General features: G+C 69.0%; 24 protein-coding genes and 1 pseudogene. 9 read left to right on the top strand and 16 right to left on the bottom strand.

The window, feature by feature from the left end:
• Positions 1-5: 5 nt before the first annotated feature.
• From HWX58_RS07820 to HWX58_RS07805, 4 genes are all read right to left on the bottom strand, one after another.
• Positions 6-362, bottom strand: a complete 357-nt coding sequence (locus HWX58_RS07820; RefSeq protein ID WP_284690603.1) for a type II toxin-antitoxin system PemK/MazF family toxin — start codon at positions 360-362, stop codon at positions 6-8.
• Between the two features lie 2 nt (positions 363-364).
• On the bottom strand, positions 365-586 hold the full coding sequence (locus HWX58_RS07815; protein ID WP_175986699.1) for a ribbon-helix-helix domain-containing protein: 222 nt from the start codon (positions 584-586) through the stop codon (positions 365-367).
• Positions 587-648: 62 nt separating this feature from the next.
• Complete coding sequence (locus tag HWX58_RS07810) at positions 649-1,812, bottom strand: acyl-CoA dehydrogenase family protein (RefSeq protein ID WP_175986697.1); 1,164 nt, start codon at positions 1,810-1,812, stop codon at positions 649-651.
• Between the two features lie 153 nt (positions 1,813-1,965).
• Positions 1,966-2,892: a M15 family metallopeptidase gene (locus HWX58_RS07805; protein WP_175986695.1), complete on the bottom strand. Its 927-nt coding sequence runs from the start codon at positions 2,890-2,892 to the stop codon at positions 1,966-1,968.
• Between the two features lie 82 nt (positions 2,893-2,974).
• Between HWX58_RS07805 and HWX58_RS07800 the strand changes: the two genes are divergently transcribed.
• Positions 2,975-4,018, top strand: coding sequence for an Rv2578c family radical SAM protein (locus HWX58_RS07800; protein ID WP_175986692.1), 1,044 nt, complete (start codon positions 2,975-2,977; stop codon positions 4,016-4,018).
• Between the two features lie 32 nt (positions 4,019-4,050).
• Positions 4,051-4,590, top strand: coding sequence for a YaeQ family protein (locus tag HWX58_RS07795; protein WP_175986690.1), 540 nt, complete (start codon positions 4,051-4,053; stop codon positions 4,588-4,590).
• 24 nt (positions 4,591-4,614) lie between these two features.
• Here the strand turns inward: HWX58_RS07795 and HWX58_RS07790 are convergent, their stop codons facing one another.
• Complete coding sequence (locus HWX58_RS07790) at positions 4,615-6,987, bottom strand: DEAD/DEAH box helicase (RefSeq protein ID WP_175986688.1); 2,373 nt, start codon at positions 6,985-6,987, stop codon at positions 4,615-4,617.
• 234 nt (positions 6,988-7,221) lie between these two features.
• Between HWX58_RS07790 and HWX58_RS07785 the strand changes: the two genes are divergently transcribed.
• Positions 7,222-8,118: an aldose 1-epimerase family protein gene (locus HWX58_RS07785; RefSeq protein ID WP_175986686.1), complete on the top strand. Its 897-nt coding sequence runs from the start codon at positions 7,222-7,224 to the stop codon at positions 8,116-8,118.
• A gap of 143 nt (positions 8,119-8,261) precedes the next feature.
• Here HWX58_RS07785 and HWX58_RS07780 read toward each other — a convergent pair whose 3' ends face one another.
• The 4 genes from HWX58_RS07780 to HWX58_RS07765 all read right to left on the bottom strand — a co-directional run bounded on the left by HWX58_RS07780 (position 8,262) and on the right by HWX58_RS07765 (position 12,791).
• Entirely contained in the window at positions 8,262-11,414 is a 3,153-nt protein-coding gene (locus tag HWX58_RS07780; RefSeq protein ID WP_175986684.1) for an efflux RND transporter permease subunit, read from the bottom strand.
• A gap of 17 nt (positions 11,415-11,431) precedes the next feature.
• Positions 11,432-11,998 carry a TetR/AcrR family transcriptional regulator gene (locus HWX58_RS07775; protein ID WP_175986682.1) on the bottom strand — a complete coding sequence of 189 codons (567 nt, stop codon included), beginning with the start codon at positions 11,996-11,998 and terminating at the stop codon, positions 11,432-11,434.
• Positions 11,999-12,069: 71 nt separating this feature from the next.
• Positions 12,070-12,429 carry a fluoride efflux transporter FluC gene (locus HWX58_RS07770; protein ID WP_175986680.1) on the bottom strand — a complete coding sequence of 120 codons (360 nt, stop codon included), beginning with the start codon at positions 12,427-12,429 and terminating at the stop codon, positions 12,070-12,072.
• The gene (locus HWX58_RS07765) at positions 12,426-12,791 is read right to left on the bottom strand and encodes a fluoride efflux transporter FluC (RefSeq protein ID WP_227529914.1); all 366 of its coding nucleotides are present in this window, start codon (positions 12,789-12,791) and stop codon (positions 12,426-12,428) included. Before HWX58_RS07765 ends, HWX58_RS07770 begins: the two co-directional genes overlap by 4 nt.
• 139 nt (positions 12,792-12,930) lie before the next feature.
• Between HWX58_RS07765 and HWX58_RS07760 the strand changes: the two are divergent.
• Positions 12,931-13,916: pseudogene (locus tag HWX58_RS07760) on the top strand (squalene cyclase).
• Here the strand turns inward: HWX58_RS07760 and HWX58_RS07755 are convergent.
• A complete protein-coding gene (locus HWX58_RS07755; RefSeq protein WP_175986677.1) occupies positions 13,895-14,695 on the bottom strand; it encodes a MerR family transcriptional regulator in 801 nt (266 codons plus the stop codon). The pseudogene HWX58_RS07760 and the gene HWX58_RS07755 sit on opposite strands and share 22 nt — an antisense overlap.
• A 150-nt stretch (positions 14,696-14,845) precedes the next feature.
• Here HWX58_RS07755 and HWX58_RS07750 point away from each other — a divergent pair, with 150 nt between their 5' ends.
• Positions 14,846-15,685, top strand: coding sequence for a DUF4097 family beta strand repeat-containing protein (locus tag HWX58_RS07750; RefSeq protein ID WP_175986675.1), 840 nt, complete (start codon positions 14,846-14,848; stop codon positions 15,683-15,685).
• Positions 15,682-16,314: a PadR family transcriptional regulator gene (locus HWX58_RS07745; protein ID WP_175986673.1), complete on the top strand. Its 633-nt coding sequence runs from the start codon at positions 15,682-15,684 to the stop codon at positions 16,312-16,314. The genes HWX58_RS07750 and HWX58_RS07745 overlap by 4 nt, the downstream gene beginning before the upstream one ends.
• Before the next feature lie 101 nt (positions 16,315-16,415).
• Here the strand turns inward: HWX58_RS07745 and HWX58_RS07740 are convergent, their stop codons facing one another.
• Positions 16,416-16,958 carry a universal stress protein gene (locus HWX58_RS07740; protein WP_175986670.1) on the bottom strand — a complete coding sequence of 181 codons (543 nt, stop codon included), beginning with the start codon at positions 16,956-16,958 and terminating at the stop codon, positions 16,416-16,418.
• A 150-nt stretch (positions 16,959-17,108) separates the two neighbouring features.
• On the opposite strand from HWX58_RS07740, the gene HWX58_RS07735 reads away from it, so the two are divergent.
• Positions 17,109-17,297: a DUF3073 domain-containing protein gene (locus tag HWX58_RS07735; protein ID WP_175986667.1), complete on the top strand. Its 189-nt coding sequence runs from the start codon at positions 17,109-17,111 to the stop codon at positions 17,295-17,297.
• A gap of 92 nt (positions 17,298-17,389) precedes the next feature.
• Here HWX58_RS07735 and HWX58_RS07730 read toward each other — a convergent pair whose 3' ends face one another.
• Genes HWX58_RS07730 through purM form a run of 3 tightly spaced genes read right to left on the bottom strand, consistent with a single transcriptional unit; the run spans position 17,390 to position 21,316 of the window.
• Entirely contained in the window at positions 17,390-18,697 is a 1,308-nt protein-coding gene (locus HWX58_RS07730; RefSeq protein WP_175986665.1) for an MFS transporter, read from the bottom strand.
• A complete protein-coding gene (purF, locus tag HWX58_RS07725; RefSeq protein WP_175986663.1) occupies positions 18,694-20,166 on the bottom strand; it encodes an amidophosphoribosyltransferase in 1,473 nt (490 codons plus the stop codon). Before purF ends, HWX58_RS07730 begins: the two co-directional genes overlap by 4 nt.
• Before the next feature lie 22 nt (positions 20,167-20,188).
• The gene (gene purM, locus HWX58_RS07720; protein ID WP_175986661.1) at positions 20,189-21,316 is read right to left on the bottom strand and encodes a phosphoribosylformylglycinamidine cyclo-ligase; all 1,128 of its coding nucleotides are present in this window, start codon (positions 21,314-21,316) and stop codon (positions 20,189-20,191) included.
• 80 nt (positions 21,317-21,396) lie between these two features.
• Here purM and HWX58_RS07715 point away from each other — a divergent pair, with 80 nt between their 5' ends.
• A complete protein-coding gene (locus HWX58_RS07715) occupies positions 21,397-22,002 on the top strand; it encodes a zinc-binding alcohol dehydrogenase (RefSeq protein WP_175986659.1) in 606 nt (201 codons plus the stop codon).
• A gap of 3 nt (positions 22,003-22,005) precedes the next feature.
• On the opposite strand, the gene HWX58_RS07710 is transcribed toward HWX58_RS07715, so the two are convergent.
• Both HWX58_RS07710 and HWX58_RS07705 read right to left on the bottom strand, forming a co-directional pair.
• The gene (locus tag HWX58_RS07710; RefSeq protein ID WP_175986657.1) at positions 22,006-22,320 is read right to left on the bottom strand and encodes a potassium transporter Trk; all 315 of its coding nucleotides are present in this window, start codon (positions 22,318-22,320) and stop codon (positions 22,006-22,008) included.
• Positions 22,321-22,361: 41 nt separating this feature from the next.
• The gene (locus tag HWX58_RS07705) at positions 22,362-23,195 is read right to left on the bottom strand and encodes a siderophore-interacting protein (protein ID WP_175986655.1); all 834 of its coding nucleotides are present in this window, start codon (positions 23,193-23,195) and stop codon (positions 22,362-22,364) included.
• Between HWX58_RS07705 and HWX58_RS07700 the strand changes: the two genes are divergently transcribed.
• Complete coding sequence (locus HWX58_RS07700) at positions 23,189-23,704, top strand: DUF8175 domain-containg protein (RefSeq protein WP_508619501.1); 516 nt, start codon at positions 23,189-23,191, stop codon at positions 23,702-23,704. The genes HWX58_RS07705 and HWX58_RS07700 overlap by 7 nt on opposite strands.
• Positions 23,705-23,776: the final 72 nt, after the last annotated feature.

The raw sequence follows: 23,776 nt of genomic DNA, 5'->3' as shown, positions 1-23,776 counted from the left end.
GCTGCTCACAGCGCGAGATGCGTCCGGAGCGTCTCGTCGATCGCGCCCATGAGCTCGGCGGGAACCCAGCCGACAGGACGGATGACTCGTTCCACCGCGATCGTGCGGATCTGCTCGGCCTGAGCCTTCGAATCCCGATCGAGACCCGTCGCCGCTGCCGGAAGCAGCACCTGAAAAGGCAGCACCCGCGTGATGTTCGACGTCACCGGCACGACGGTGATCGTCGCGTTCGGAGTGCGCGCCGCCACGCCGTTCGCAGCGTTGTTGCTGACGATCACTGCGGGCCGCGTTTTGCGGGATTCCGACCCCACCGCCGGATCCAAGGACACCACGACGATCTGGCCTCGGCGCAACAGGCTCACGGTCACGCCGACGCCAGTCCGTCGTCGGCCGCGAGGTCCCAGTCCTCGTCGTAGCCCTCGGCGAACGCTTCCGCGTAGGCGTCCGCGAGGCGGCTCTCCCGCAGAAGTCGAACAGCGTCCTGCACTGCCGCCGAGCGCGACGCGTACCGCCCGCCCAGCGCTTCCGCGTCGAGGAAGGCCAGGTCGGATTCGCTCAGGCTGAGACTGATCTTCGTGGTGCCCATGCGGGCCATGCTACTCCGGTAGCACCGAGAGTGCTACCGGAGTAGCATGGCCGCCAAGCGCCTCAGCGCTTGCCGGCGATCTGACGGCCGACGAGGTCGCGCATGATCTCGTTGGTGCCGCCATAGATGCGGTGCACGCGGGCGTCGGTGAAGGCCCGGGCGATCGGGTACTCCATGATGTAGCCGTAGCCGCCGTGCAGCTGAACGCCGGTGTCGAGCACCTCCCACTCGCGCTCGGTGGCCCAGTACTTGACCTTCGCGGCATCCTCGGCGGTGAGCTTGCTGTCCTTGTAGGCGAGCAGCGCGCGGTCGATGTACGCCCACATGACCTCGGTCGTGGTGACCATGTCGGCGAGCTGGAATCGGGTGTTCTGGAAGTCGGCGATCCGCTCGCCGAACGCCTCGCGGTCCTTCGTGTAGGCGATGGTCCAGTCGGTCGCGGCCTGCGCGGCAGCGGCCGCGGCGACACCGATCGAGAGGCGCTCGAGCGGCAGGTTCATCATCAGCTGGATGAAGCCCTGACCCTCCTTGCCGCTGATGAGGTTCTCATCGGGCACGAAGACGTCGGTGAAGCTGAGCTCGGCGGTGTCCCAGCCGTGGAAGCCCATCTTCTTGAGCTTCTTGCCCTGATCGAACCCCTCCATGCCCTTCTCGAGGATGAGCAGGCTGAATGCGTCGGGGCGGTTGCCCTCGCCGGTCTTCACGAACGTGACGACGATGTCGGCGGTGGTGCCCGACGAGATGAAGGTCTTCGCGCCGTTGACGATGTAGCCGCCGTCGACCTTCTTCGCGTTGGTCTTGATGCCGCGGAGGTCGGAGCCCGCACCAGGGTCGGTCATCGCGAGAGCGCCGAGCACCTCACCGCTGGCCATGCGGGGCAGCCACTTCTCCTTCTGCTCCTGCGTGCCCATGTGCACGAGGTAGGGGACGGCCAGGTCGTCCTGGATGCCGAAGGCGCCCGCCAGCGAACCGGCACCGGCCGCGATGACCTCTTCCATGACGATGGTGCGGAAGCGGTAGTCCTGCAGCATCCCGGCGCCGCCGAACTCCTCGGGGACCGAGAGTCCGATCAGGCCCGCCTCACCGGCGGCGAGCATGGTCTCGCGGTCGATCTCGCCCGCGGCTTCCCACTTCTCGATGCTCTCGGTGCTCACGTGCCGCTTGACGAAGTCCTTGACCAGGTCGCGGAATGCCTCGTGGTCCTCGTCGTAGATGTCGCGTTCCATGCCGTCCTCCCGAACGTGTCTGGCTTCTTTGCTCCGGCGAGTCTATGCCGGAGCGGGGATGCCGGGGCAGGGCGTTGTGAGAATGCATCCCACGATGCGTGAGACCGGGTTCCGCGTTTGTGGGATGCCACAGAACCGCCGGATCACGTGGATTCAGTGCGCGTAGTCGGGGGCGGCGGGCAGCCCGAAGAACGCCTCGAGCGTGTGGTAGCCGCCCTCGTGATACGCGGCGGCCAGCGACGGGCCGATGTACCGCAGATGCCAGGGCTCGGGTTCGTAGCCGGTCGTGCCGGTCGCGCCCGATTCGTACCGCACGATGAACCCGTACTCCCATGCGTGCGCTGCGACCCAGTCGCTCTCGGGCGTCCCGCCGAACCCGGCGATCTCGCCGCAGCCGGCGCTGCACGCGACGACGTCGACGGCGAGACCGGTCTGGTGCTCGCTGAACCCGGGGCGAGCGGAGCCCCGGTCGGCGTTCTCCTGCCCCTCGGTGCTCACGAAACCGGTGTAGTTCGAGACCTGGAGCAGGTAGGAGCGGTAGGAGTTGTTCATCCCGAGCGAGCCCGCACCGGCGTCCGCGAGATCGGTTGACATCGCGGCGAGGGCGGTGGCGGCATCCGGGTGGATCAGGCGGGATGCCGTCGTCTGCTGGATCGGGGAGGCGACGAGATCGGCGGGGACGTAGTCGGTCGGCACGAGGGGGCGCGCCTTGTTGACGACCACCCACGCGCGGGTGGGGTCCGCGAGCGAAATGCAGGGGGCGTTCCCCGCGACGACGGCCTCGCGGAACGCAGCGCCGCCACCGAAGGCCGCGACCAGCGCCTCATCGTCTCCCGCATCGAGCGCTCCGGCCACTGCCGTGTCGGCGCACGGGTCGGCGGCGAGGGTCGAAGCGACCTCGACACCGGGAAGCTCGCCCGCGGCGGCGGGGACTGGCGGCACAGCGGCGTCGACCGCCATCGGCACGTCGGCCAGCGCCCACAGCGCTCCGAGCGCGGTGACCGCTATCCCGATCGGCAGCGCGACGGAGAGGGCACGGTGTGGACGCGACGCGTGCCGCGGGTACCGGGCGTCGCTCATCGTTCCATTGTCGCTTAAGTCGGATCGAACATAAATCGCACATCGGGTTGACTTGTCTTCGATTTTTTGTTCGAATGATGGCATGCGGTGGCAGGGACAGACGATCGACGATGCGGATGCCGCAGCGCTCCCCGGCCTCGAGAACCGCACCGGCATCGTCCACTCGGTGACGACGCCCGAGTTCGCCGGCATGACCTTCCACGAGGTGCTGGCGAAGTCGGCGCTCAATCGCGTCCCCGGCGGATCACGGATGCCGTTCAGCTGGACGATCAACCCGTACCGCGGATGCAGTCATTCCTGCGTTTATTGCTTCGCTCGTGGGACGCACCACTACCTCGATCTCGATGGCGGCGGAGACTTCGACTCGCAGATCGTCGTGAAGACGAATGTCGCCGAGGTCCTGCAGCGCGAGCTGCGCCGCGGCACGTGGAACCACGAAACCGTGGCCCTCGGCACGAACACCGACCCGTATCAGCGGGCGGAGGGGCGCTACCGGCTCATGCCTGACATCATCCGGGCTCTGGCGGAGTCGGGCACGCCGTTCTCGATCCTCACGAAGGGCACGTTGATCCGGCGCGACATCCCACTGCTGGTCGAGGCTGCGACGTCGGTGCCCGTCGACGTGCAGATGTCGATCGCGATGTACGACGACGAACTGGAGCATTCGATCGAACCGGGCACGCCGTCGACGCAGGCGCGTCTGGACACCGTGCGCGCGCTGACGGATGCGGGGTTCCGGGTCGGCGTGTTCCTCATGCCCGTCCTTCCGCACTTGACCGACTCGGTGGAGCAGATCGACCAGGCGCTCCGGCGCATCAAGGCCTCCGGAGCCGACCACGTCATCTACGGCGCGCTGCACCTGCGCGCCGGCGTCAAGCCGTGGTTCCTGCAGTGGCTGGAGCGCGAGCATCCCGAGCTGATGTCGTCGTATCGCGGGCTCTACCCGGGGGCTGCCGCCGAGGCGCCGAGGGCGTACCGGCAATGGCTGGCGAAACGGATCCGACCACTGATCCGCGCGCACGGGCTCGAGGCCCGGCACTCGGATGACGCCTATCCGGAGCGAACGCTCACCAGGCCGGCCGTCCTCACACCACCGGCGCCTCCCCCGCAGCCGACGCTGTTCTGAGCCTGGCACCGCGCCGCGTAGGCTCGAGAGCTATGGCAATCGGTTCGACGATCCACACGTTCGCGGTGCAGCTGGCAGACATGGACCGCGGCGTCTACGACGATCTCGCGCTGCGCGTGGCGAAGCATCCGTCCGAGACGGACGCGTACATGGTGACCCGGTTGCTGGCCTACTGCCTCGAATACGTCGAGGGGATCGAATTCGGTTCGGGCATCTCGTCCACGGACGAGCCGGCCGTGATCGCGCGCGACCTGACCGGCGCCGTCACGGCGTGGATCGAAGTCGGCGCACCCGATGCCGAGCGCCTGCACCACGGCAGTCGGCTCGCCGAACGCGTCGCCGTGTACACGCACCGCGATCCCGTCAAGGTCATCGCGCCGTGGGCAGGCAAGAAGATCTACAACGCCGAGGCGATCGAGGTGTTCAGTTTCGACCCCGGATTCGTCGACCAAGCGGCGGGACTTCTCGAGCGCCGCAACGCCGCCACGCTGACCGTGACCGAGCGGCAGCTCTACCTCGACCTGAACGGCACGACGTTGAGCTCCGCCGTGCACGCGCGCCCCGCGGTGTGAGAGCGGGGCGCGCGCCGACAGCGATCAGGCGGTGAGGTCGGCGTCGGACGGCATGCGTCCAGCGAGCTCCTCGATGACGTCGTCGCCGAGGCGCGCCGGCTCGAACGGCGCGTCGATCTCGGCGCGCTCGAGCAGCTCGTTCATACGGCGCTGACGCTGACGCGTGATGAGCGTGACGACCCGGCCCGAGCGACCCGCACGGCCGGTACGGCCGGCACGGTGCATGTAGGTCTTGTACTCGTCGGGAGCATCGGCCTGGATCACCAGATCGATGTCGTCGACGTGGATGCCGCGGGCTGCGACATCCGTCGCGACGAGCACGTTCACGCGACCCGAGGTCATCTTCTGCAGGTTGCGCGTGCGCTTGGCCTGGTTCAGGTCGCCGTGCAGCGAGACGGCCGGGATGCCGGCATCCTCGAACTGCTCGGCGAGCATCTCGGCGTAAGCGCGGGTGCGGGCGAAGACGAGCGTCTTGCCGTCGCGGTCGACCATCGAGGTGAGGATCTCGGCCTTGTCGCGGTGGTCGATCACGAGCACGCGGTGGTCGATCGTGCTCGAGTCCTGGTCCTCGCCGGCGACCTCGTACACGGCGGGGTCCACGAGGAACTCGTCGACGAGGGCTGCGACCTCGCGGTCGAGCGTCGCCGAGAACAGCAGCTTCTGACTGCCCTCCTGCGTGTGACGGAGGATCCGCTGCACGGGCTCGACGAAGCCGAGCTCGCACATGTGGTCGGCCTCGTCGAGCACGGCGATGCGGCAGTCGGACAGGTCGAGCTTGCCCTGGTTGATGAGATCCTCGACGCGACCGGGCGTGCCGATCACGATGTCCACGCCCTTCTTGAGCGCACCGACCTGGCGTCCCTGCGGCACGCCGCCGTAGATCTGCGTGGTGAACAGGCCGACGCTGCGGGCGATCGGCTGCACCGTGCGGTCGATCTGCAGCGCGAGCTCACGCGTCGGCGCGAGGATGATCGCGCGCGGCGCGCGGCCGATCTCGCGGCGCTTGCCGGCCTGCGAGGTCAGGATGCTCTCGACGAGCGGCGCCCCGAACGCGATGGTCTTGCCCGAGCCGGTACGGCCCCGGCCGAGCACGTCGCGCCCCTCGAGGATCGAGGGGATCGTCGCGCCCTGGATGGGGAACGGCGCGGTGGCGCCCATGTTCGTCAGCGTCTCGACGATGTTCGAGCCGAGTCCGAGGTCGGCGAACGTCGTGCCCTCGACCTCGGGGGCGGCGACGACCTGGGCCTCGAGGCGCTCGTGAACGACGTCCTCGGTCGGCTCGAAGCGCGCCGGAGCCTGCTTGTTCCAGTCGTCGCGGCTCGGACGCTGCGCGCGGTCGTCACGGCGGGCGCGGTCAGTCGCGCCCCGGTCGTCGCGACGCGGTCGGTCGTCGCGGTCGAAACGGGGACGGTCATCACGACGGGTGCGGTCGTCACGGGTGAACGGACGGCGGTCATCGCGTGCGGGGCGCTCGTCGCGGTCGAAGCGCGGACGGTCGTCGTTGTGGCGCGGGCGCTCGTTGCGGTCGTTCGTGAACGGACGACCATCCCGAGCCGGACGGTCATCCCGGGCCGGACGAGCGTCACGGTTGAACGACCGACGGTCGTCGCGAGCCGGACGATCGTCGCGACCCGACGACCGACGATCGCCGCCACGGTCATCGCGATCGTTGTTGAACGACCGACGGTCGCCGCCGCGCTCATTGCGATCGTTGAACGACCGACGGTCGCCGGCGGCGCGGTCATTGCGATCGTTGTTGAACGACCGACGGTCGCCACTGCGGTCATCGTTGTAGCGAGGGCGGTCGCTGCGGTCGCTGTGGAAACGAGGGCGGTCGCCCTGGAAGCGGGGGCGGTCGCCGCCGCGCTCGTCGCGGCGGGGACGGTCCTCGTACCGGCGGTCGCCGGCGGCGCGGTCATTGCCGTAGCGCGGACGCTCGCCGTACGAGCCGCGGGAGTCCTGCGAGCGCTCGTCGCGGTGATGGGGTGCCTCGCGGCGTCCGGACGCGGCGCGGCCGCGGATGCCGCGAGCCTCGTCGCGACCGGCGCGCTCCTGGTCGGTCCAGCGGCGCTTGGGCGCGCCGCCGTCGGCCTCGGCGGGGCGGTAGCCGCGATGACTCGGGCTGCGGCTGCCAGGCCGCCGCCCGGCCTGCCCTGAGCCTGTCGAAGGGCTCTTGCTGCCGGGGCGGCGGTCGAAGCCGCGATCGGACGTGCGGCTGCGGTCGGAGGAGAAGCCGCGGTCGCCAGCATCCGTGCGCTCGTCACGGTTATCACGATCGGGGCGACCGGCACCGGGCCGCCCGCCGGCGTGACGGTCGTGGAACGAGGTCTTCTTCGCGTAGCGCGGCTCGAAGTTGCGGGACGGGCGACCGCCCTTGGGCTTGCCGTTCTTGGGCATGGTGTTTCCTGACTGTCTCTGACACGAGAACAGCATCCGCGGGCGGCGCACAGAGATCAGCGCACGGCGGACATACCCGAGCATCCATCGGCCGGGGCCATTCATGTGATGGTTTATGAACCATCGGCCCCTGGGCTCACACTTTGATTCAGATCCCCCGCGTGACGCGGGTGCCCGAAGCCGACGCCCCAAGCCTACCGGACGCACCTGGGAGAGCCCTCGTACGATGTGCAGGTGACCTCCCTCTCCCCCACCGGAACCCAGATCCACCTGACCCGCGGCGCTGTGACGGCGCAGATCGCCCAGGTCGGAGCATCCCTGCGCGGCCTCGCGATCTGCGGGGTCGACCTCGTCGCCCGCTATCCCGAGGACGTGCCGACCCCGTCGTGCTCCGGTGTCGTCCTCGCACCGTGGCCGAACCGCATCCGCGACGGCAGGTGGTCCGACGGCGACACGGTGCGCCAGCTCGCGATCACCGAGCCGAAGTTCGGCAACGCGAGCCACGGGCTGCTGCGCTTCACCGCCTACGGGATCGAGCAGACGGATGCCGCGGTCACCCTGAGCGCGACGATCCACCCGCAGACGGGGTACCCGTACGAGGTCGCGACGACGGTCACGTACACGCTGACGGTTGCCGGCGTCCTGGTCACGCACGAGCTCACGAACCGGTCCTCCGAGAGCGCGCCGGTCGCGCTCGGCACCCACCCGTTCATCACGATCGGCGACGCGGATCCGCGCGAGCTCGTGCTGCGTGTTCCGGCTGCGACCCAGTTCGACGTCGATGATCGGATGCTGCCGACCGGCACCTCACCGGCGCCCGAGTCGCTGCGCGACGGCGTGCGGCTCGGAGACGTCGACCTCGACACCGGCTTCACCGACCTCGACCGCGACGCGGACGGACGCGTGCGGCACACCCTCGCCGCACCCGACGGCCGTCGGCTCACGCTCTGGCAGGGCGAGGGCTTCGACTACGTGCAGGTGTACACGACCGAGGCGTACCCCGGCCAGGACCTCGCCGTCGCCATCGAGCCGATGACGGCTCCCGCCGACGCGTTCAACAGCGGTCTCGGCATCCGGCGCCTGGCGCCCGGCGAGACCTGGACGCTGGAGTGGGGCATCGAGCTCGGCTGAGCCCCCGCCCCGCCCCGCCCGCACGCACGCGCGCCTCCCGCACGCACGCCTCCTCCCACAGACCTCTCCGTGCCTACGAAACCTCCCCGTATCGACGTGAATACGACGGGGTCTCGTAGCTAGAGGAGGTCTGTGCGGATGGGTCAGTGGTGCTCGCGCAGCTCCCGACGCGTGAGCGGGTGGTCCGGGTGGTCCGGGTCCTCCGGCGCGGGATCGTCGCTGCCGCCCGACGCCGCGGCATCGGGCCCCGCTTTGCGGGCGGCCCGGCGCTCGCGCGCACCCTCGACGAGGTTGTAGAGGGTCGGCAGCACGATCAGCGTCAGCACGGTCGACGACACGAGACCGCCGATCACCACGATCGCGAGCGGCTGCGAGATGAACCCGCCGTGCCCGGTGATCCCCAGCGCCATCGGCGTAAGCGCGAAGATCGTCGCGAGCGCCGTCATGAGGATCGGGCGCAGACGCTTCTCACCGCCGGCCATCACGGCATCCGCCGTCGACAGACCCTTCTCGCGGTATTGGTTCACGAGATCCACGAGCACGATCGCGTTCGTGACCACGATGCCGATGAGCATCAGCACGCCGATCAGCGATGCCACGCCCAGCGGGACGCCCGTCACGATCTGCAGCAGGATCGCGCCGGTCGCGGCGAACGGCACCGACACGAGCAGCAGCAGCGGCTGGCGCAGCGACTTGAAGGTGGCGACCATGACGACGTAGACGATGAGGATCGCGGCGAGCATCGCGAGTCCGAGCTGCGAGAACGAGTCGGCCTGCTGCGACGCGACGCCTCCGACCGAGGCGGACGCGCCGTCCGGCAGATCCACGGCCTCGAGCGCCGCGTTCACCGACGCCGTGGCGGTGGCGAGGTTGTCCGACGACGGCGGCACCGTGATGGTGACGGTCCGCCGGCCCTGCTCGGTCGTGATCGACGTCGGCCCCTCGGCCTGCTCGACGGTCGCGACGTCCTGCAGCTCGATGAGCCCGGTGGCGGTCGGAATCGTGAGCGTGCGCAGCTCGTCGATCGTCGCCGGCGGTTCGGATGCCGCGAGATACACGGTCAACGCGGTGTCGTCGAGCTCGACCGAGCCGATCTGCTGCGGGCGCATCGTGCTGGACACGAGCGATCCGACCGAGACCTCGCTCAGCCCGCGCGCAGCAGCCTCGTCGCGGTCGACGACCACGGCGATGTAGGGCAGGGATGCGGCGAGGTTGTTCGTGACCTGGCCGATGCCGTCGCGTCCCTCGAGCTCGGCGGTCACGGCATCCGCAGCATCCGAGAGCGCCTCGCTGTTCGGTGCGGTGATGTCGACCTCGATGTCGGTGGACCCGAATCCGGCGGAGGCCGCGACGCTGATCTCGCCGACGCCCTCGAGACCGTCCACGGCATCCTGCACATCGGCACGGAGCCTCTCCTGGTCGACGCCCGACTCCGTCATGATCGAGTACGTGACCCCGGCACCGCCGGAGAAGGCGTCGCGCAGCGCCGAACCGCTCGAACCGATCGACACCTGGATGTTCTCGACGCCGTCGATGCCCTCCAGGGCGTCCTCGACGACGGCGGCAGCCTCGTCCTTGGCCTCGAGACTCGCGGACGGGCCGAGGTCCTGCGTCACGGTCATGGTGTTCTGACCGGTGTCGCTGAGGAAGTTGATCTTCATCAGCGGCGCCGCCGCGAGCGTGGCGCCGAGCACGACGACGGCGATGATCACCGTGAGTCCGGAGTGCTTCAGAGTCCAGTGCAGGATCGGTCGGTAGCCGCGCTGCAGCGGTGTGGGCGGGGCATCCGGATGCTCGGGGTCGATCACCTGGCCGTCGGCATCCGTGAGCTCCTTGCCGGGCTTGAGGAACCAGTACGCCAGCACCGGCACGATCGTCAGCGCCACGAGGAGCGATGCGACCATCGCGATCGCGACCGTCATCGCGAACGGCCGGAACAGCTCGCCGACCATGTCGCCGACGAAGACGATCGGCAGGAACACCGCGACCGTCGTGATGGTGGATGCCGTGATCGCCGCGGCCACCTCCTTCACGGCGAGGCGGATCGCGTCGCCCTTGTCGGCATCGCCGACATAGTGCCTCTTGATGTTCTCGATCACGACGATCGAGTCGTCGACCACGCGTCCGATCGCGATCGTCAGGGCGCCGAGGGTGAGGACGTTCAGCGAGTAGCCGAACGCCTGGAGCCCGATGAAGGTGATGAGCACGCTCGTCGGGATCGAGATCGCCGTCACGAGCGTCGAGCGGATCGACAGGAGGAACACGAGGATGACGATCACCGCGAACACGAGCCCGAGCAGGCCCTCGGTGGCCAGCGTCTCGATCGACTGCACGATGAACGGCGCCTGGTCGAAGACGACCGTGAACTCCGCATCGGGGAAGGTCGCCTTCAGCTCGTCGATCGCGGCGATGACACCGTCGGAGACCTCGACGGTGTTCGCCGCGGGGAGCTTGGTGATCGAGATCGTCAGCGCCTCTTCGCCGTTGACGCGCGAGATCGAGGTCACCGGCTCCGTGGTCAGCTCGACGGTCGCGACGTCGGCGATCGTGGCATCCGTTCCGACCAGCGGGAGCGCCGCGAGCTCGTCGACCGAGGTGATCTTCGCGCCGGTCTGCACCGTCAGCGTCTCGCCGTTCTCGGTGATGTCGCCGCCGGGGAACAGGGTGCCGTTCTGATCGAGCGCGTCGCGGATCGCCTGTGTGCTGACGCCGGCTGCGGCGAGCTCGGCCTGGTCGGGCGTGATCGTGATCTGCTGCCCGAGCCCGCCGATGATCTCGGCGGCGTTCACGCCGTCGACGTCCTCGAGCGCGGGGACGGCGACGTTCTCGAGATCGGCCTGCGCGGTCTCGGCATCCGCGAACCCGGTCACCGCGACCTGAATCACGGGGAAGTCGTCGATTGACACCGAGAGCACCTGCGGCTCGACGTCGTCGGGCAGCGTGGAGGAGATCCGGTTGATCGCCTGCTGCATCTTCTGCTCGGCGGTCGCGAGGTTCTCGCCGTACGTGAACGTGGCCTGGATGATCGAGGCGTTCGTCGTGCTCGTCGCACTGGTCTCCTCGAGCCCCGGCACCCCCTGGATCGCCGTCTCGATGGGCGTGGAGACATCGTTCTCGACGACCTCGGGGGATGCTCCGGGGTAGGTCGTCATGACGACGAGCGACGGCAGCTCGAGCGAGGGGATGAGCTCCTGCTTGAGGTTCGTCAGGGCGAGCCCGCCGAACACGGCGGCGACGATCGTGATGAGGGCGATCAGCGCACGGTTGCGCAGACTCAGAACGGCGAGTTTCGACACGAATGGTTCTCTCTGGGTCAGGTGGTGCTCTGGTCGCCTGCGAGGATGCCGGCGAGCGCTGTTTCGATGATGTGGCGAGGCAGCGGAACGTCGTTGATCTGCGAGTGCCACAGTACGCCGTCGAGGAAGACCGCTGCAGCCGTCGCCCGCTCCGCCCCGTGCGCGGGTTCGAGCATGCCGATGATCGCGTGCGAGAACGTGCGGATGAGCTCGCGGAGCTTCGGGTCGTGCACGGCGGCGGTGACGACAGCGCGGTCGGCGTGCACGGCCGGCGCATCGGTCAGCGCGGCAGAGACGAACTCGGCGATCGACGCGGCGGAGGCGCCGTCGGCGGCGAGCGCGTCGCGCATCCGCTGCAGGTGCGCTTCGACGTGTTCGACCAGCAGCGCCAGCGCGGCCTGACGCAGATCGTCGAGCGTGTCGAAGTACTGCGTCGTGGCACCCAGGGGCACATCGGCGCGCGCGGCGACGAGGCGATGGGTGATCGCGTCGACGCCGACCTCGACGATCAGCTCGGCCGCGGCGAGCACGATCGCGCTCCGCCGGGCCTCGGGATCGCGACGACGACGCGTGGACTCGGGCATGGTCCTCCTGGACATCTGTACATGTACGTTTGTACAGAACAGATCTGTGCGCCGGCTGAGTCGGACTGCTCTCAGATCAGGAAGCCGACGCCGAGTCCGGCGAGCGCGGCGAGAACCGCACCGGCGAACGTTCCGATCACGTGCCCGACCGACGCGGGTCGATCGCCGTCGCGCCACAGTGCGATCGCGTCGAGCATCGCCGTGCTGAAGGTCGTATACCCGCCGAGCAGGCCCGCCCCGACGATGAAAGCGGCATCGGGGACGGATGCCGTGACCACCCCGAGCGCGAACGACCCGGTGAGGTTGACGATGACGATCCCCCAGGGGAAGCGCCCGCGTGTCAGCGACATGATCCCGAGATCGACGAGATAGCGCAGGCCGGCGCCGACGCCGCCGGCGACGGAGGCGAGCAGGAAGACAAGCGGCGTCATGCCTGTCGCCTCCTGCCCACGCGCATCCCCGCGACGGCTGCCGCGACGCCGAGCACGATGGTGAGGGCCGCGTACGCTGCGGCGAGCAGCGGCGCCTGCGACCAGAGCTCGACCGTGCCGACGGCGAAGGCGCTGTATGTCGTGAAGCCGCCAAGGATGCCGGTGCCGAGGAAGACCCGGCGGTCCGAGGAGCCAGGCAGCCGTACGGCCAGGATGCCGATGAGCAGCGCCCCGACAGCATTCGCGATCAGCGTCGCGACGGGGAATCCGCCGACGTCGGGCACCAGCAGTCCGATGCCGAGCCGTGCCGCCGTGCCCAGCATCCCGCCGATCACGACGAGGAGCAGCCGGCGGAGGGTCACGCGGCAACTCTAGTCCGGGCATCCGCCCGCCTCGATCCGGAGGAGATCTCACGGACGGGAGGACGGATGCCGGGCGCACCGCACTCCGTTTCGTGAGATCTCCTCCCGTGCACGCCGCGAGCGGAGTAGCCTGCGGGGCATGCCGGCTTCCGCACAGACCCTGGAATGGCTTCTCGACTCCGACCCGGCGATCCGCTGCCAGGTCGAACGCGACCTGGTCGGGGCGCCTGAGGAGGTGTGGCAGGCGACGCGGGAGCGCGTCGCGACGGAGGGTTTCGGCGCAGCGTTGCTGGCGAAGCAGGACGCGGACGGCCGCTGGGCGGGCGGCGCGCACTTCCCGGCCGGGTTCTTCGACAGCGACGAGCGCGAGGAGCCGGGCCAGCCGTGGGTCGCGACGAGCTGGTCGCTCAAGGACCTGCGCGAATGGGGCGTGGATGCCGCAGCACTCGAGGGCATCGTCAGCAGGCTCGCGGAGAGCTGCCCGTGGGAGCACGACGACATGCCCTTCTGGGGCGGCGAGGTCGACGTCTGCATCAACTCGTACACGCTCGCAGCCGGGGCGTGGCTCGGCGCCGATGTCTCGCGCCTGGCCGGGTGGTTCCCGGCGCACCGCCTCGCGGACGGCGGGTGGAACTGCGAGGCCGAGGAGGGCGACTCGGTGCGCTCCTCCTTCCACTCGACGCTCAACGCCGTGCGCGGCATCCTCGCCTACGGGCTGTTCACAGGCGACCTCTCGATGCGCGAGGCACGGCACGGCGGCGAGGAGTATCTGCTCGAACGGGGCTCATGCGGCGGGCGTCCACCGGGGAGATCGTGGGGGATTTCGTGACGGAGTTCGTCTACCCGAACAGGCATCGGTACAGCGCACTGACGGCGCTCGATCACTTCCGGGATGCGTCGCTCGCAGAGGGCTCAGCCCCGGATGCGCGGATGCACGAAGCCGTCGAGCTCGTGCGCTCGATGAGGCAGCCGGACGGCACCTGGTTGCAGACGACTCCCCTCCCCGGATGGACGTGGTTCGACGTCGATGTCGGGGAAGGGGAGCCGTCGCGCTGGCTGACCCTGATCGGCACGCGAGTGCTCGACTGGTGGGACGCCGGCTATCAGAGGTTCGCCTCGGCGTAGGTGCGCAGCGCGTCGCGGACGAACTCCGCGCCGCGTGTGCTGCCGTCGGCCGTGGCGTAGTTCGCGCCGAAGCGCGGGTCGGCGACGTACATCTCACCGAGTCCCGTGACGTACGCCTTGACCTCAGCATTCGGTCCCTGAGCCTGTCGAAGGGCGGATGTCGGCGTGCCGGGCACACCTGTCAGCCAGTCCACGTGGCGCTTCGCGAGCGCCTGGGCCTCATCGGACTCGGGTGCCGCGCCGCTCTCGGCGGCGGCGGCCCAGTCGCGGGAGAGATCCGAGACGCGCTGCTGCCACTCGGCCTTCTCGTCGGCGGAGAGACTCCGCCACCAGCGGTCGCCGTCGGCGTAGGCCTTCTTGCCCCAGCGCTCCTCGACCTCTTCCTTGTACCGGGTGTGATCGAACCCGTCGAACATGTTCTCTGCCATGAGAGATTCACCTGCTTTCAGTGCGTTGATGGTCGATTCGACCGCCGCGATCTGCCGCGACAGCCGATTCTGCTCCTCGCGCAGGTACGCGAGGTGCGTCTCGAGAGCGGATGCTTCGCGCACTCCCTCGCGGGAGAGCACCTCAGAGATCTGCGGCAGCCCGAGCCCGAGCTCGCGCAGCAGCAGGATCCGCTGCAGACGGACGAGGGCCGCCTGGTCGTAGTGCCGATAGCCGTTCTCGGCGACGCGCGACGGGGCGAGCAGTCCGATGTCGTCGTAGTGACGCAGCGTTCTGCTCGTGGTTCCCGCCAGCTTCGCGATCTCCTGGATCGACCAGTCCTGTGCGCTCACAGCATCCCTTCCGTTCTCGATACTTCAACGGTAGAAGTTGACGTTACGTCAAGGTCAAGGCAAATCTCGAAGGATCTTGACGAAGTCGCGATATATCGTGTTACTCTCTTTAACGCGATATATCGCGATTCAACGAACTCAGGAGAGAACATGACCGAGAAGTGGCTCATCGCCCCCGGCGAGGAACGCGTCATCGACATCGCCCAGGCGACCCGACTCAAGGTCGGCCTGGTCGGCGGGCAGGTCGACGTCATCGCCCACGACGACCCCGGCATCCGCATCGAGGTGAGCGGCGTCACCGTGAAGGACCTCCGCATCGAATCCGACGGCACCCAGATCGAGATCGACCACCCGCAGCTGGGCTGGGACAACTTCCTCGAGGTCTTCCGCAACTTCGGTTCCGGCGGACCGAAGGCCGAGGTCAGCATCGCCGTCCCCCGCAGCATCGCCCTGAACCTCGGCGTCGTCAGCGCCGGCGCCCTCGTGTCGGGCCTCGCGAACAACGCGCGCCTGAACACCGTCTCCGGCGACATCATCGTCGACACCCACACCGGCGACCTCACTCTGAACTCCGTTTCCGGCGACGTACAGGTGCGCGGCCTCACGGGTACCGCGAACGCGAACAGCGTCTCGGGCGACGTCGCACTGACCGGATCCGTGCGCAAGGCGACCGTCGACACGGTCTCCGGCAGTATCTGGGTGGATGCCTCCGGTGCCGTGGGCGCCATCAACCTGAACACGGTCTCCGGCAACAGCACGATCCGACTCGAGGAGACCCTGCCGGCGAACTACGTCGTGCGCTCCTTGAGCGGCAAGGTCACGATCGACGGCATCGACCGCGGAACCTCCGGACCGACGAGCTTCACCGGATCCACGGGCGAGCTGGCCGGGTCCTTCGTCGACGTCCGCTCGAACTCCGTCTCGGGCGACACCACGGTGCTGCGCCGGGCACTCACGACCGTCGCTGACGATGAGGAGTGGGACTCGTGACCCCGGCCGTCTTCTCGCACGGCGACCTGCGCTTGTACCTGCTGTCGCTGCTCGCCGAGGCGCCGCAGCACGGATACGGCATCATCCAGGCGCTCACCGACCGCACCGGCGGCACGTACACGCCGAGCGCCGGCACCATCTACCCTCGGCTGGCGAAGCTCGAAGGGGAGGGCCTGGTCACCAAGACCGTCGACGGCCGCACCACGATCTATGCGATCACCGATGCCGGACGCGCCGAGCTCGCCGAGCGCGAGGGGGACCTCGCCGGGATCGAATCGGGACTCGCCGATTCCGTCCGGCTGATCGCCAACGAGGTGCGCCAGAGCGTGCAGTCGGCGATGAAGAGCCTGCGCGCCGACCTCGCCGCCGCAGCAGGCGCAGAACGCACGGCGGCGCAGTCGCGTCTGCCGACCTCGACGCCGACGGGCGACGAGCGGGCGGGCAGCCGCGAACAGCTGCACAGGGCGGATGCCGCGGTCAACGCCTTCCGCGCCCAGGTGCGGACCGACCTGCGCACGCACGTCGCCCGCGGCGGGGTACTTGCAGCGACCGTCGTCACCGAACTCGAGAACGCGCTGGATGCCGCAGCGCACGCCGTCACGCGCGCGCTCGACTCCCCCGAGCGCTGAATCATCCAGAGACCCCGTCTTCTCGACGAGACCCCGCCGTAGCGACGCGTGTACGACGGGGTCTCGTCGCTGACGCGGGGTCTGTGCGGGGCTGGACGGCGCTACTCGGTCCAGATCTCGGGCTGGTCGTCCGGAACCGCGTCCTCCCGCGGCACCACGAGAACAGAGCGGTGCTGCCGGTGGGCGAGCCGGGCGGCCACCGAGCCGGTGAAGAACTCGCGGATCGATTCGCCCAGGCCCCGCTTGCGGGTGCCGACGACGATCAGCTGCGCGTCGAGCTTGTTCGCGAGCTGCTTGATCGCCAGAGCCGGGTCGCCGACGAGCTGACGTGCCGTCCACTTCAGGTCGGTGCCCTTCAGAGCGGTCGCCGCCGCAGCCTGCACCGCCTCGAACTCCGCGGCCCCGGCCTCGATGTTCAGATCGATGGGCGCGGAGTGCACGTAGCCGTCCGGATCCTCGTACGTGACGAAGCGCGTGACGTCGACGTGGGCGACGACGAGGGGCACTCCCAGCAGCTTCGCGTAGCGCGCGGCCTCATCGAGCACGTGACCGGCCTGATCGGGCTGCATGCCCACGATCACGGCCTTCTGGAGCTCGGCGTTCTGGGCCAGTTCGTCGGACGGGGAGGAGGCCTGGTCTGTCATGATGATCGTTCCCTTCACCTGCCGGCGAAGGCCAGAGGACCTGGCCCTCGTGCTATTCTGAATGCTACTCTTACCGGCCGCACGCCGGTGTCGTGAAATGCCCCGGGCGCCAGTTCGCCCGGCAGCTGAACTCGTTAGGGGGTCTCGCGCATGGGCCGTGGCCGTCAGAAGGCGAAACACACCAAAATCGCCCGCGAACTCAAGGCGTACAGTCCGTCGGTGAACTACTCCGCGCTCGAGCGCGAACTGGGTCACCCGTCGGACGACGAGAACGCCTACGTCGACAAGTGGGCCGACCAGTACGCGGACGAAGACGAAGACGAGCTCGAGAGGGCCTGAGCCCACCGACTCGTCGACCCCGTTGCCGTGGCAGCGGGGTCTTTGTCGTACGCCTGAGGGGTCGCACGACCGCACGCCGCGGCATCCGCTGATCACCAGCGCCCGTACCGCGCCTCCCACTCGTCCTCGATCGTGCGACGGCGGCCGGCGATGACACCGAACGGGATCGCGATGACGAGAACCCCGGCCAGGACGATCAGCGGCACCGTCCATCCGGTGGTCGCCTCGTGCAGAACTCCGACGAGCAACGGGAACACGGCCGCGAAGATGTAGCCGGTGCTCTGCACGAAGCTGCTGAGCGCCACGGCGCTCTGCGTCGTGCGGGCACGGATGCTGATGAGCACGAGCGCCAGCGGGAACAGGATGCCGACGAGCCCGAAGAGGGCGACCCACAGCCAGACCGTGACCGCGTCGGACCAGAACAGGAGACCGGTGACGCCGACGAGCCCGCACCCCACGGCGACGAGGAACAGCGTCCGTGTCGCCTGGAAGCGCACCACGAGCGTCGGCACGAGCAACGAGGCGGGCAGTCCCATGATCGCGAACAGCGACAGCAGGAGGCCGGCGACGGTCGCCGACACCCCGGTGGTGTCGGTGACGATCGCCGGGAGCCACGCGAACGACACGTAGGCCATGGTCGATGACGTGCCGAACACCACGGCGATCGCCCAGGCGAGCGGCAGTCGCAGCAGCCGGAAGAACACCTGCGAGTCGGCCGGCGCCACGACGATCGGACCGGTCGCGAGTTCGGCGGGATCGGAGAAGCCCGCAGGCGATGTCCGTGCGACGGTCTCCGGCTGCGCGACCGGCTCGGGCTGCGACGCGGCGCGCCCGGACACGAGCATCAGGATCCACGGCACGGCACCGGCGAGCGCGAACACACCCCACAGTCCCAGCGAGGCCCGCCAGCCCGCGGCATCCGCCACCGGCACCGCGACCAGCGGCGGGAGGAACGTCGACAGCGCCATGGCCGTCGTGTAGAGCGTGAGCATCATGCCGATGCGGTCGGGGAAGTACTTCTTGACCAGCGGCGGCACGAGGATGTTGCCCATCCCGATCCCGGCGAAGACGAGGGCGGAGGTGAGCAGCAGTCCGGTCGCGTCGAACGCGAGTCCGCGCAGCACGAGCCCTGCGGCGATCACGATCAAGGCGATGATCGTCACTCGCTCGATGCCGAATCGCCGCTCGAGCAGCGGCGTGCACAGTCCGAACACCGCGAAGCACACCGGCGGCGCGGTGCCGATGAGCCCGACGACCGCGGTGGGCAGCTCGAAGTCCGCGGCGATGTGATCGAGAACCGGCGACAGCGACGCCACGGCCGAGCGCAACGAGAACGCGCACAGGAGGATGCCGAGGACGGCCAGAGCCCGCCCCCGCCACAAGGGCGCGGCGGTGCTCACGACGACTGCGAGCTCTCCACCCAGTCGAGGTACTCCTCGGTGACCGTTCCGGTGACGTAGCGTCCGTCGAAGCAGCTCATGTCGAGGTCGGCGACCTCGGAGCCCTCGATGATCGCCGCCTTCAGGTCATCGACCTCCTGGTACACGAGGTGGTCGACGCCGAGCTCCGCGGCGATCTCGGGGATCGTCCGTCCGTGGGCGATGAGCTCGTGCTTGGACGGCATGTTGATCCCGTAGACGTGCGGGAAGCGCACCGGCGGCGCGGCCGAGGCGAACGTGACCGAGAGGGCGCCGGCATCCCGCGCCATCTGGATGATCTGCTTGCTCGTCGTCCCGCGCACGATCGAGTCGTCGATGAGCAGGACGTTCTTGCCGCGGAACTCGGTCGACATCGCGTTGAGCTTCTGCCGGACGCTCTTCTTGCGCACGGCCTGCCCGGGCATGATGAAGGTCCGGCCCACATAGCGGTTCTTGTAGAAGCCCTCGCGGTACTCGATGCCGAGCTTGCGGGCGACCTCCATCGCGGACGGCCGTGCGGAGTCCGGGATCGGCATGACGACGTCGATCTTGTCGCGCGGGACGTGCTTGGCGATCGTGTCGGCGAGCCGCTCACCCATGCGAAGCCGGGACTCGTACACGGCGATGCCGTTCATGATCGAGTCGGGGCGGGCGAGGTAGACGTACTCGAATGCACAGGGGAAGAGCTTCGGGTCCGCCGCACACTGCTGGGTGAACAGTTCGCCGTCATTCGTGATGAAGACGGCCTCGCCGGGGGCGACCTCGCGCACGACCTCGTAGTCACCGTTCTCGAGCACCAGCGACTCGCTCGCGACGATCCATTCGTCGCGGCTCGCGCTGTCGGCCTCGACGCGCCTGCGCCGCCCGAGGATGAGCGGACGGATGCCGAACGGATCGCGGAAGGCGAGCAGCCCGTAGCCGGCGATCACGGCGATCACCGCGTAGGCGCCCTCGATGCGCTCGTGGGTGCGCCCGACGGCCTCGAAGATGCGTTCCGGGTCGAGGTCGACGTCGCTGGTGGTGTGCTGCAGCTCGCCGGCGAGCACGTTCAGCAGCAGCTCGGTGTCGCTGGAGGAGTTCAGGTGCCGGCGGTCGCGCCTGGCCATGTCGGCGGTCAGCTCACGGGTGTTGGTGAGGTTGCCGTTGTGGATGAGGACGATGCCGTACGGGGCGTTCACGTAGAACGGCTGCATCTCCTCCTCACTGGATGCCGTGCCCTTGGTCGCGTAGCGGACGTGGCCGAGGCCGACGTTCCCGAGCAGCGATCGCATGTCGCGGGTGCGGAAGGCTTCACGCACCTGGCCCTCGGCCTTGGCGATGTGCATGATGCCGTTCGACTCGGCGGTGGCGATGCCGGTCGCGTCCTGCCCGCGATGCTGCAGCAGCAGGAGTGCGTCGTAGATGTCCTGGTTGACGGGGCCGCCTGCGACCATTCCGACGATTCCGCACATGGGGTGTTACTTCATCCGTTCTTCAGTTGTGGCCGCGGGCGCTGTCCCGGTACGAGCCGACCAGCCGCACCGCTCCGCCGTCGACGCCCTTGGCGCCCTCTTCGAATGCACCGGCAGGACGCGCGCCGGTGGAGACCGTGGCGACCTGCCAGGCGTCGATGCCCTCGGCGGCCAGAGCCGCGATCGCAGCATCCTTCTGACCCGCCTCGATCACGGCGAGGAAGCCGATCCCGAGGTTCCAGGTGCCCTCGGTCTCTTCCAGGGGCGTGCCGGCGATGTCGCTGAGCACGCGGAAGACCGGGCTCGGCGACCACGTCGAACGGTCGACCTCCGCCCAGCTGCCGACGGGCGGGACGCGGGCGAGGTTGGCGGCGATGCCGCCGCCGGTGACGTGGCTGAGCGAGTGGATGCTGCCGTCGGCGAGCGCATCGATCAGGCGCAGCAGCGGCAGGGTGTACAGACGGGTCGGCTCGAGGAGCGCCTCGCCCCACGTCGCGCCGAAGTCGGCGGCGTTGTCGCCGTAGCCGATGCCCGCACCCGTGATGATGTGACGCACGAGCGAGTAGCCGTTGGAGTGCAGGCCGCTCGATGCCAGCGCGAGGACGACGTCGCCGTCCTGGACGCGATCGGCGCCGAGCACGGCATCCGCCTCGACGACGCCTGTCGCAGCCCCGGCGACGTCGTAGTCGCGCGGGCCGAGGAGCCCGGGGTGCTCGGCGGTCTCGCCGCCGACGAGCGCGGTACCGGTGGCCGTGCAGGCGTCGGCGATGCCGCGGACGATGTCGGCGATCCGCTCGGGGACGACCTTGCCGCACGCGATGTAATCGGTCATGAACAGCGGCTTGGCGCCGACCACGACGATGTCGTCGACGACCATGCCGACCAGGTCCTGCCCGATCGTGTCGTGCTTGTCGATGGCCTGCGCGATCGCGACCTTCGTGCCGACGCCGTCGGTGCTGGTCGCGAGCAGCGGCTTGGTGTAGCCGAGCAGGGCGCTCGCGTCGAAGAGGCCGGCGAAGCCGCCGACTCCCCCGAGCACTTCGGGGCCGTGCGTCGCGCGCACCGACGACTTCATCAGCTCGACGGCGAGGTCGCCGGCAGCGGTGTCGACACCGGCTTCGGAATAGGGGTTGGTGGGGGAGGCAGCCACGAGACAAGACTACCGGCCGCACACCCACTGAGTTTCCCGCTTGCCCTTCCCTGCCGGACTGACCTCCATAGGATGGGGCCATGTCCGACAAGCCGCAGTGGCTGATCCGCGAAGACGCCGGAGTGCCGGTGCTCATCGCGCTCGCGCTGCGGCAGATGCTCGGCATCCGAGTGCCCGACGACCTGCCCGCACTGCGCGACCTGCCGGTGCGCGCGCCGGATGCCGCGGACGCGACGCCCGCGCTCGAGGAGCAGTGGCGGGAGTACTGGGACATGACCGTCGAGCCGCGCGCGCACCCGTCCGACGTCCCGCTCGAGCTCATCGACGGCTTCGACACGCTGGTCGCGCTCCCCACCACCGGCGCGGATGAGCTGCGCGAGGCGATCGCTCCGCTCGCGCCATCCGCTCTGCAGTACGCGCAGAAGGCCCGGGGCAGGTATTTCGACACGATGAAGACCGCCACCGGGGGAGGCGCCTACCGCGCCTACGCCAGTGCGATCGCGGAGTTCGAGCGCGAGGTGGGACGGCGCGCCCATTCGTTCGAGCTGAACGTGCAGGTGCTGCCGTTCTCGCAGCGGGGGATCTGGTGGATCGGCGCGCTCACGGTCGCCGTGACGGACGGGATGCGGCGCGACGTCGTGGCCTTCGACGCCGCCATCCGACCGATCATCGGCGAGCTGGCGTAGCGGTCAGTCCTGCTCGATGACCGTCTCGCGGTCGACGCGCACCACGCGGTCGTGGCGACGGGCGATGCGCTCGAGCAGGATGGCGACGAGCCCGCCGAGCGCGATGCCGATCGGCACCGTCCACAGCAGCGCGAATCCGAAGACCTGGCCCGGTGGGTAGACGACGTCGAGCACCTCGGACGGCTCGTAGCTGCCAACCATCGTCAGGATGCCGGCGGCGATGATGCCGAGCACGACGCCGATCGCCATGAACACGCCGTAGCGCGGCACGCGCCGCACAGTCGCTTCGACGGTCTCACGGGGTTCGGGGGAGGACATGCCTCCATTGTCCCACGCTCCCGCGCGACCGCGGTGGCCGCTCAGATCTGACCGATCGCCTCGCGCTTCTCAGCCTGGAACGCGTCCTCGATGCGGCCCAGCGCCCAGTACGCCGACAATGACAGCTGCGAGCGGTCCACTCCCCGCTCGTCGGTCAGATGCGGGCGCAGCGTCTTCATGGCGCCCCGCTCGCCGTGCGCGAAGACCTGCACGCGGCCGTCTCGCCATTCGAGCTCGCGCACGGCGTGGACGATCAGGTCGGTCGTGCCGGCAGCATGGTCGCCACGGTGCAGCCAGCGCACCTCGACGCCCGCCGGCGCGGTCAGCTCGAGCTGCTCGGACTCGTTCTGCACTTCGAGGAAGGCTGTGCCCACAGCATCCGCCGGCATCGCCTCCAGCGCCGAGGCGATGGCCGGGATCGCCGATTCGTCGCCCGCCAGCAGGTGCCAGTCGGCATCCGGATCCGGGGCGTACCCGCCGCCGATCCCACCGAGCACGACCGGGTCCCCCGGCTGCGCCGACGCCGCCCAGGGCCCGGCGATACCCTCGTCGCCATGCGTCACGAAGTCGATCCAGATCTGTCCGGCATCCAGGTCGAATCGGCGGATCGTGTAGGTGCGGCGCGTCGGCAGCATCTCGATCGGCAGCAGGGCGCGCAGCTGGTCCATGTCGTACGGCGGCGTGAGCCCTGCCTCGCGCGGAGCGAAGAGCATCTTCGTGTACGCGTCGGTGGATCCGTTGTCCTCGACGGCAGAGATGCCCGGCCCACCGGCGACGATCCGCACGAGGTGCGGGGTCAGGCGGATCCGCTCGGCCACCTCCAGGACGATCTGAGGACGCTGCGGGCGCTGCTGCGGGCGTTCGGGGGCTGCCATTCCTGCTCCTTCGAGGTCGTCCACGGCTCCGCCGCATGACTCAAGTTAGGTGGGCAGCTCTGCCGATCGTCGACGGCGCCGGTCCCTGCACCGAGCGCGACGGATACCGTGTGGGCTTCGCCCAGACACAGACCGGCGCCCTCCTCGCCACCTATCACTACGTTGTGCACGGGAACGTGGACGCCCCTGGGAAAGGCACACGAGCGCTGCTGGAGTACGCGCTGCTCGACGGCCCGCTGAAGGATGAGACCCTCCAGCATGTCGAGGCAGTAGAGAACGGCGCCAAGGTCCGGACCCCCGACGCGGACCTGGCGAGCATCCAGTTCATGGGCTACCGCATCGTCGCATTCGACGACGAGTCTGCCGTGATCGAGCTTCGAGCAGGCGTTCCAGATCAGGCTGCCGGCTCGTTGTCGGTAAAGCTCGTCTGGAAGGACGGCGACTGGCGAATTGATCCAGCCTCCGGGTCGGACTGGGTGTCTAGCTGTACTGACCTCGACCGTTGTTGATTCGGTCGATGGGGGTGCGGCCTCCGATGCCGAGGTGGTGCCTGTCTAGGTTGTAGTAGTCGAGCCAGGTCG

This window comes from Microbacterium tenebrionis, assembly GCF_903645325.1.
GTDB lineage: Bacteria > Actinomycetota > Actinomycetes > Actinomycetales > Microbacteriaceae > Microbacterium > Microbacterium tenebrionis.
This window is presented reverse-complemented; position numbering and strand designations above follow the sequence as displayed.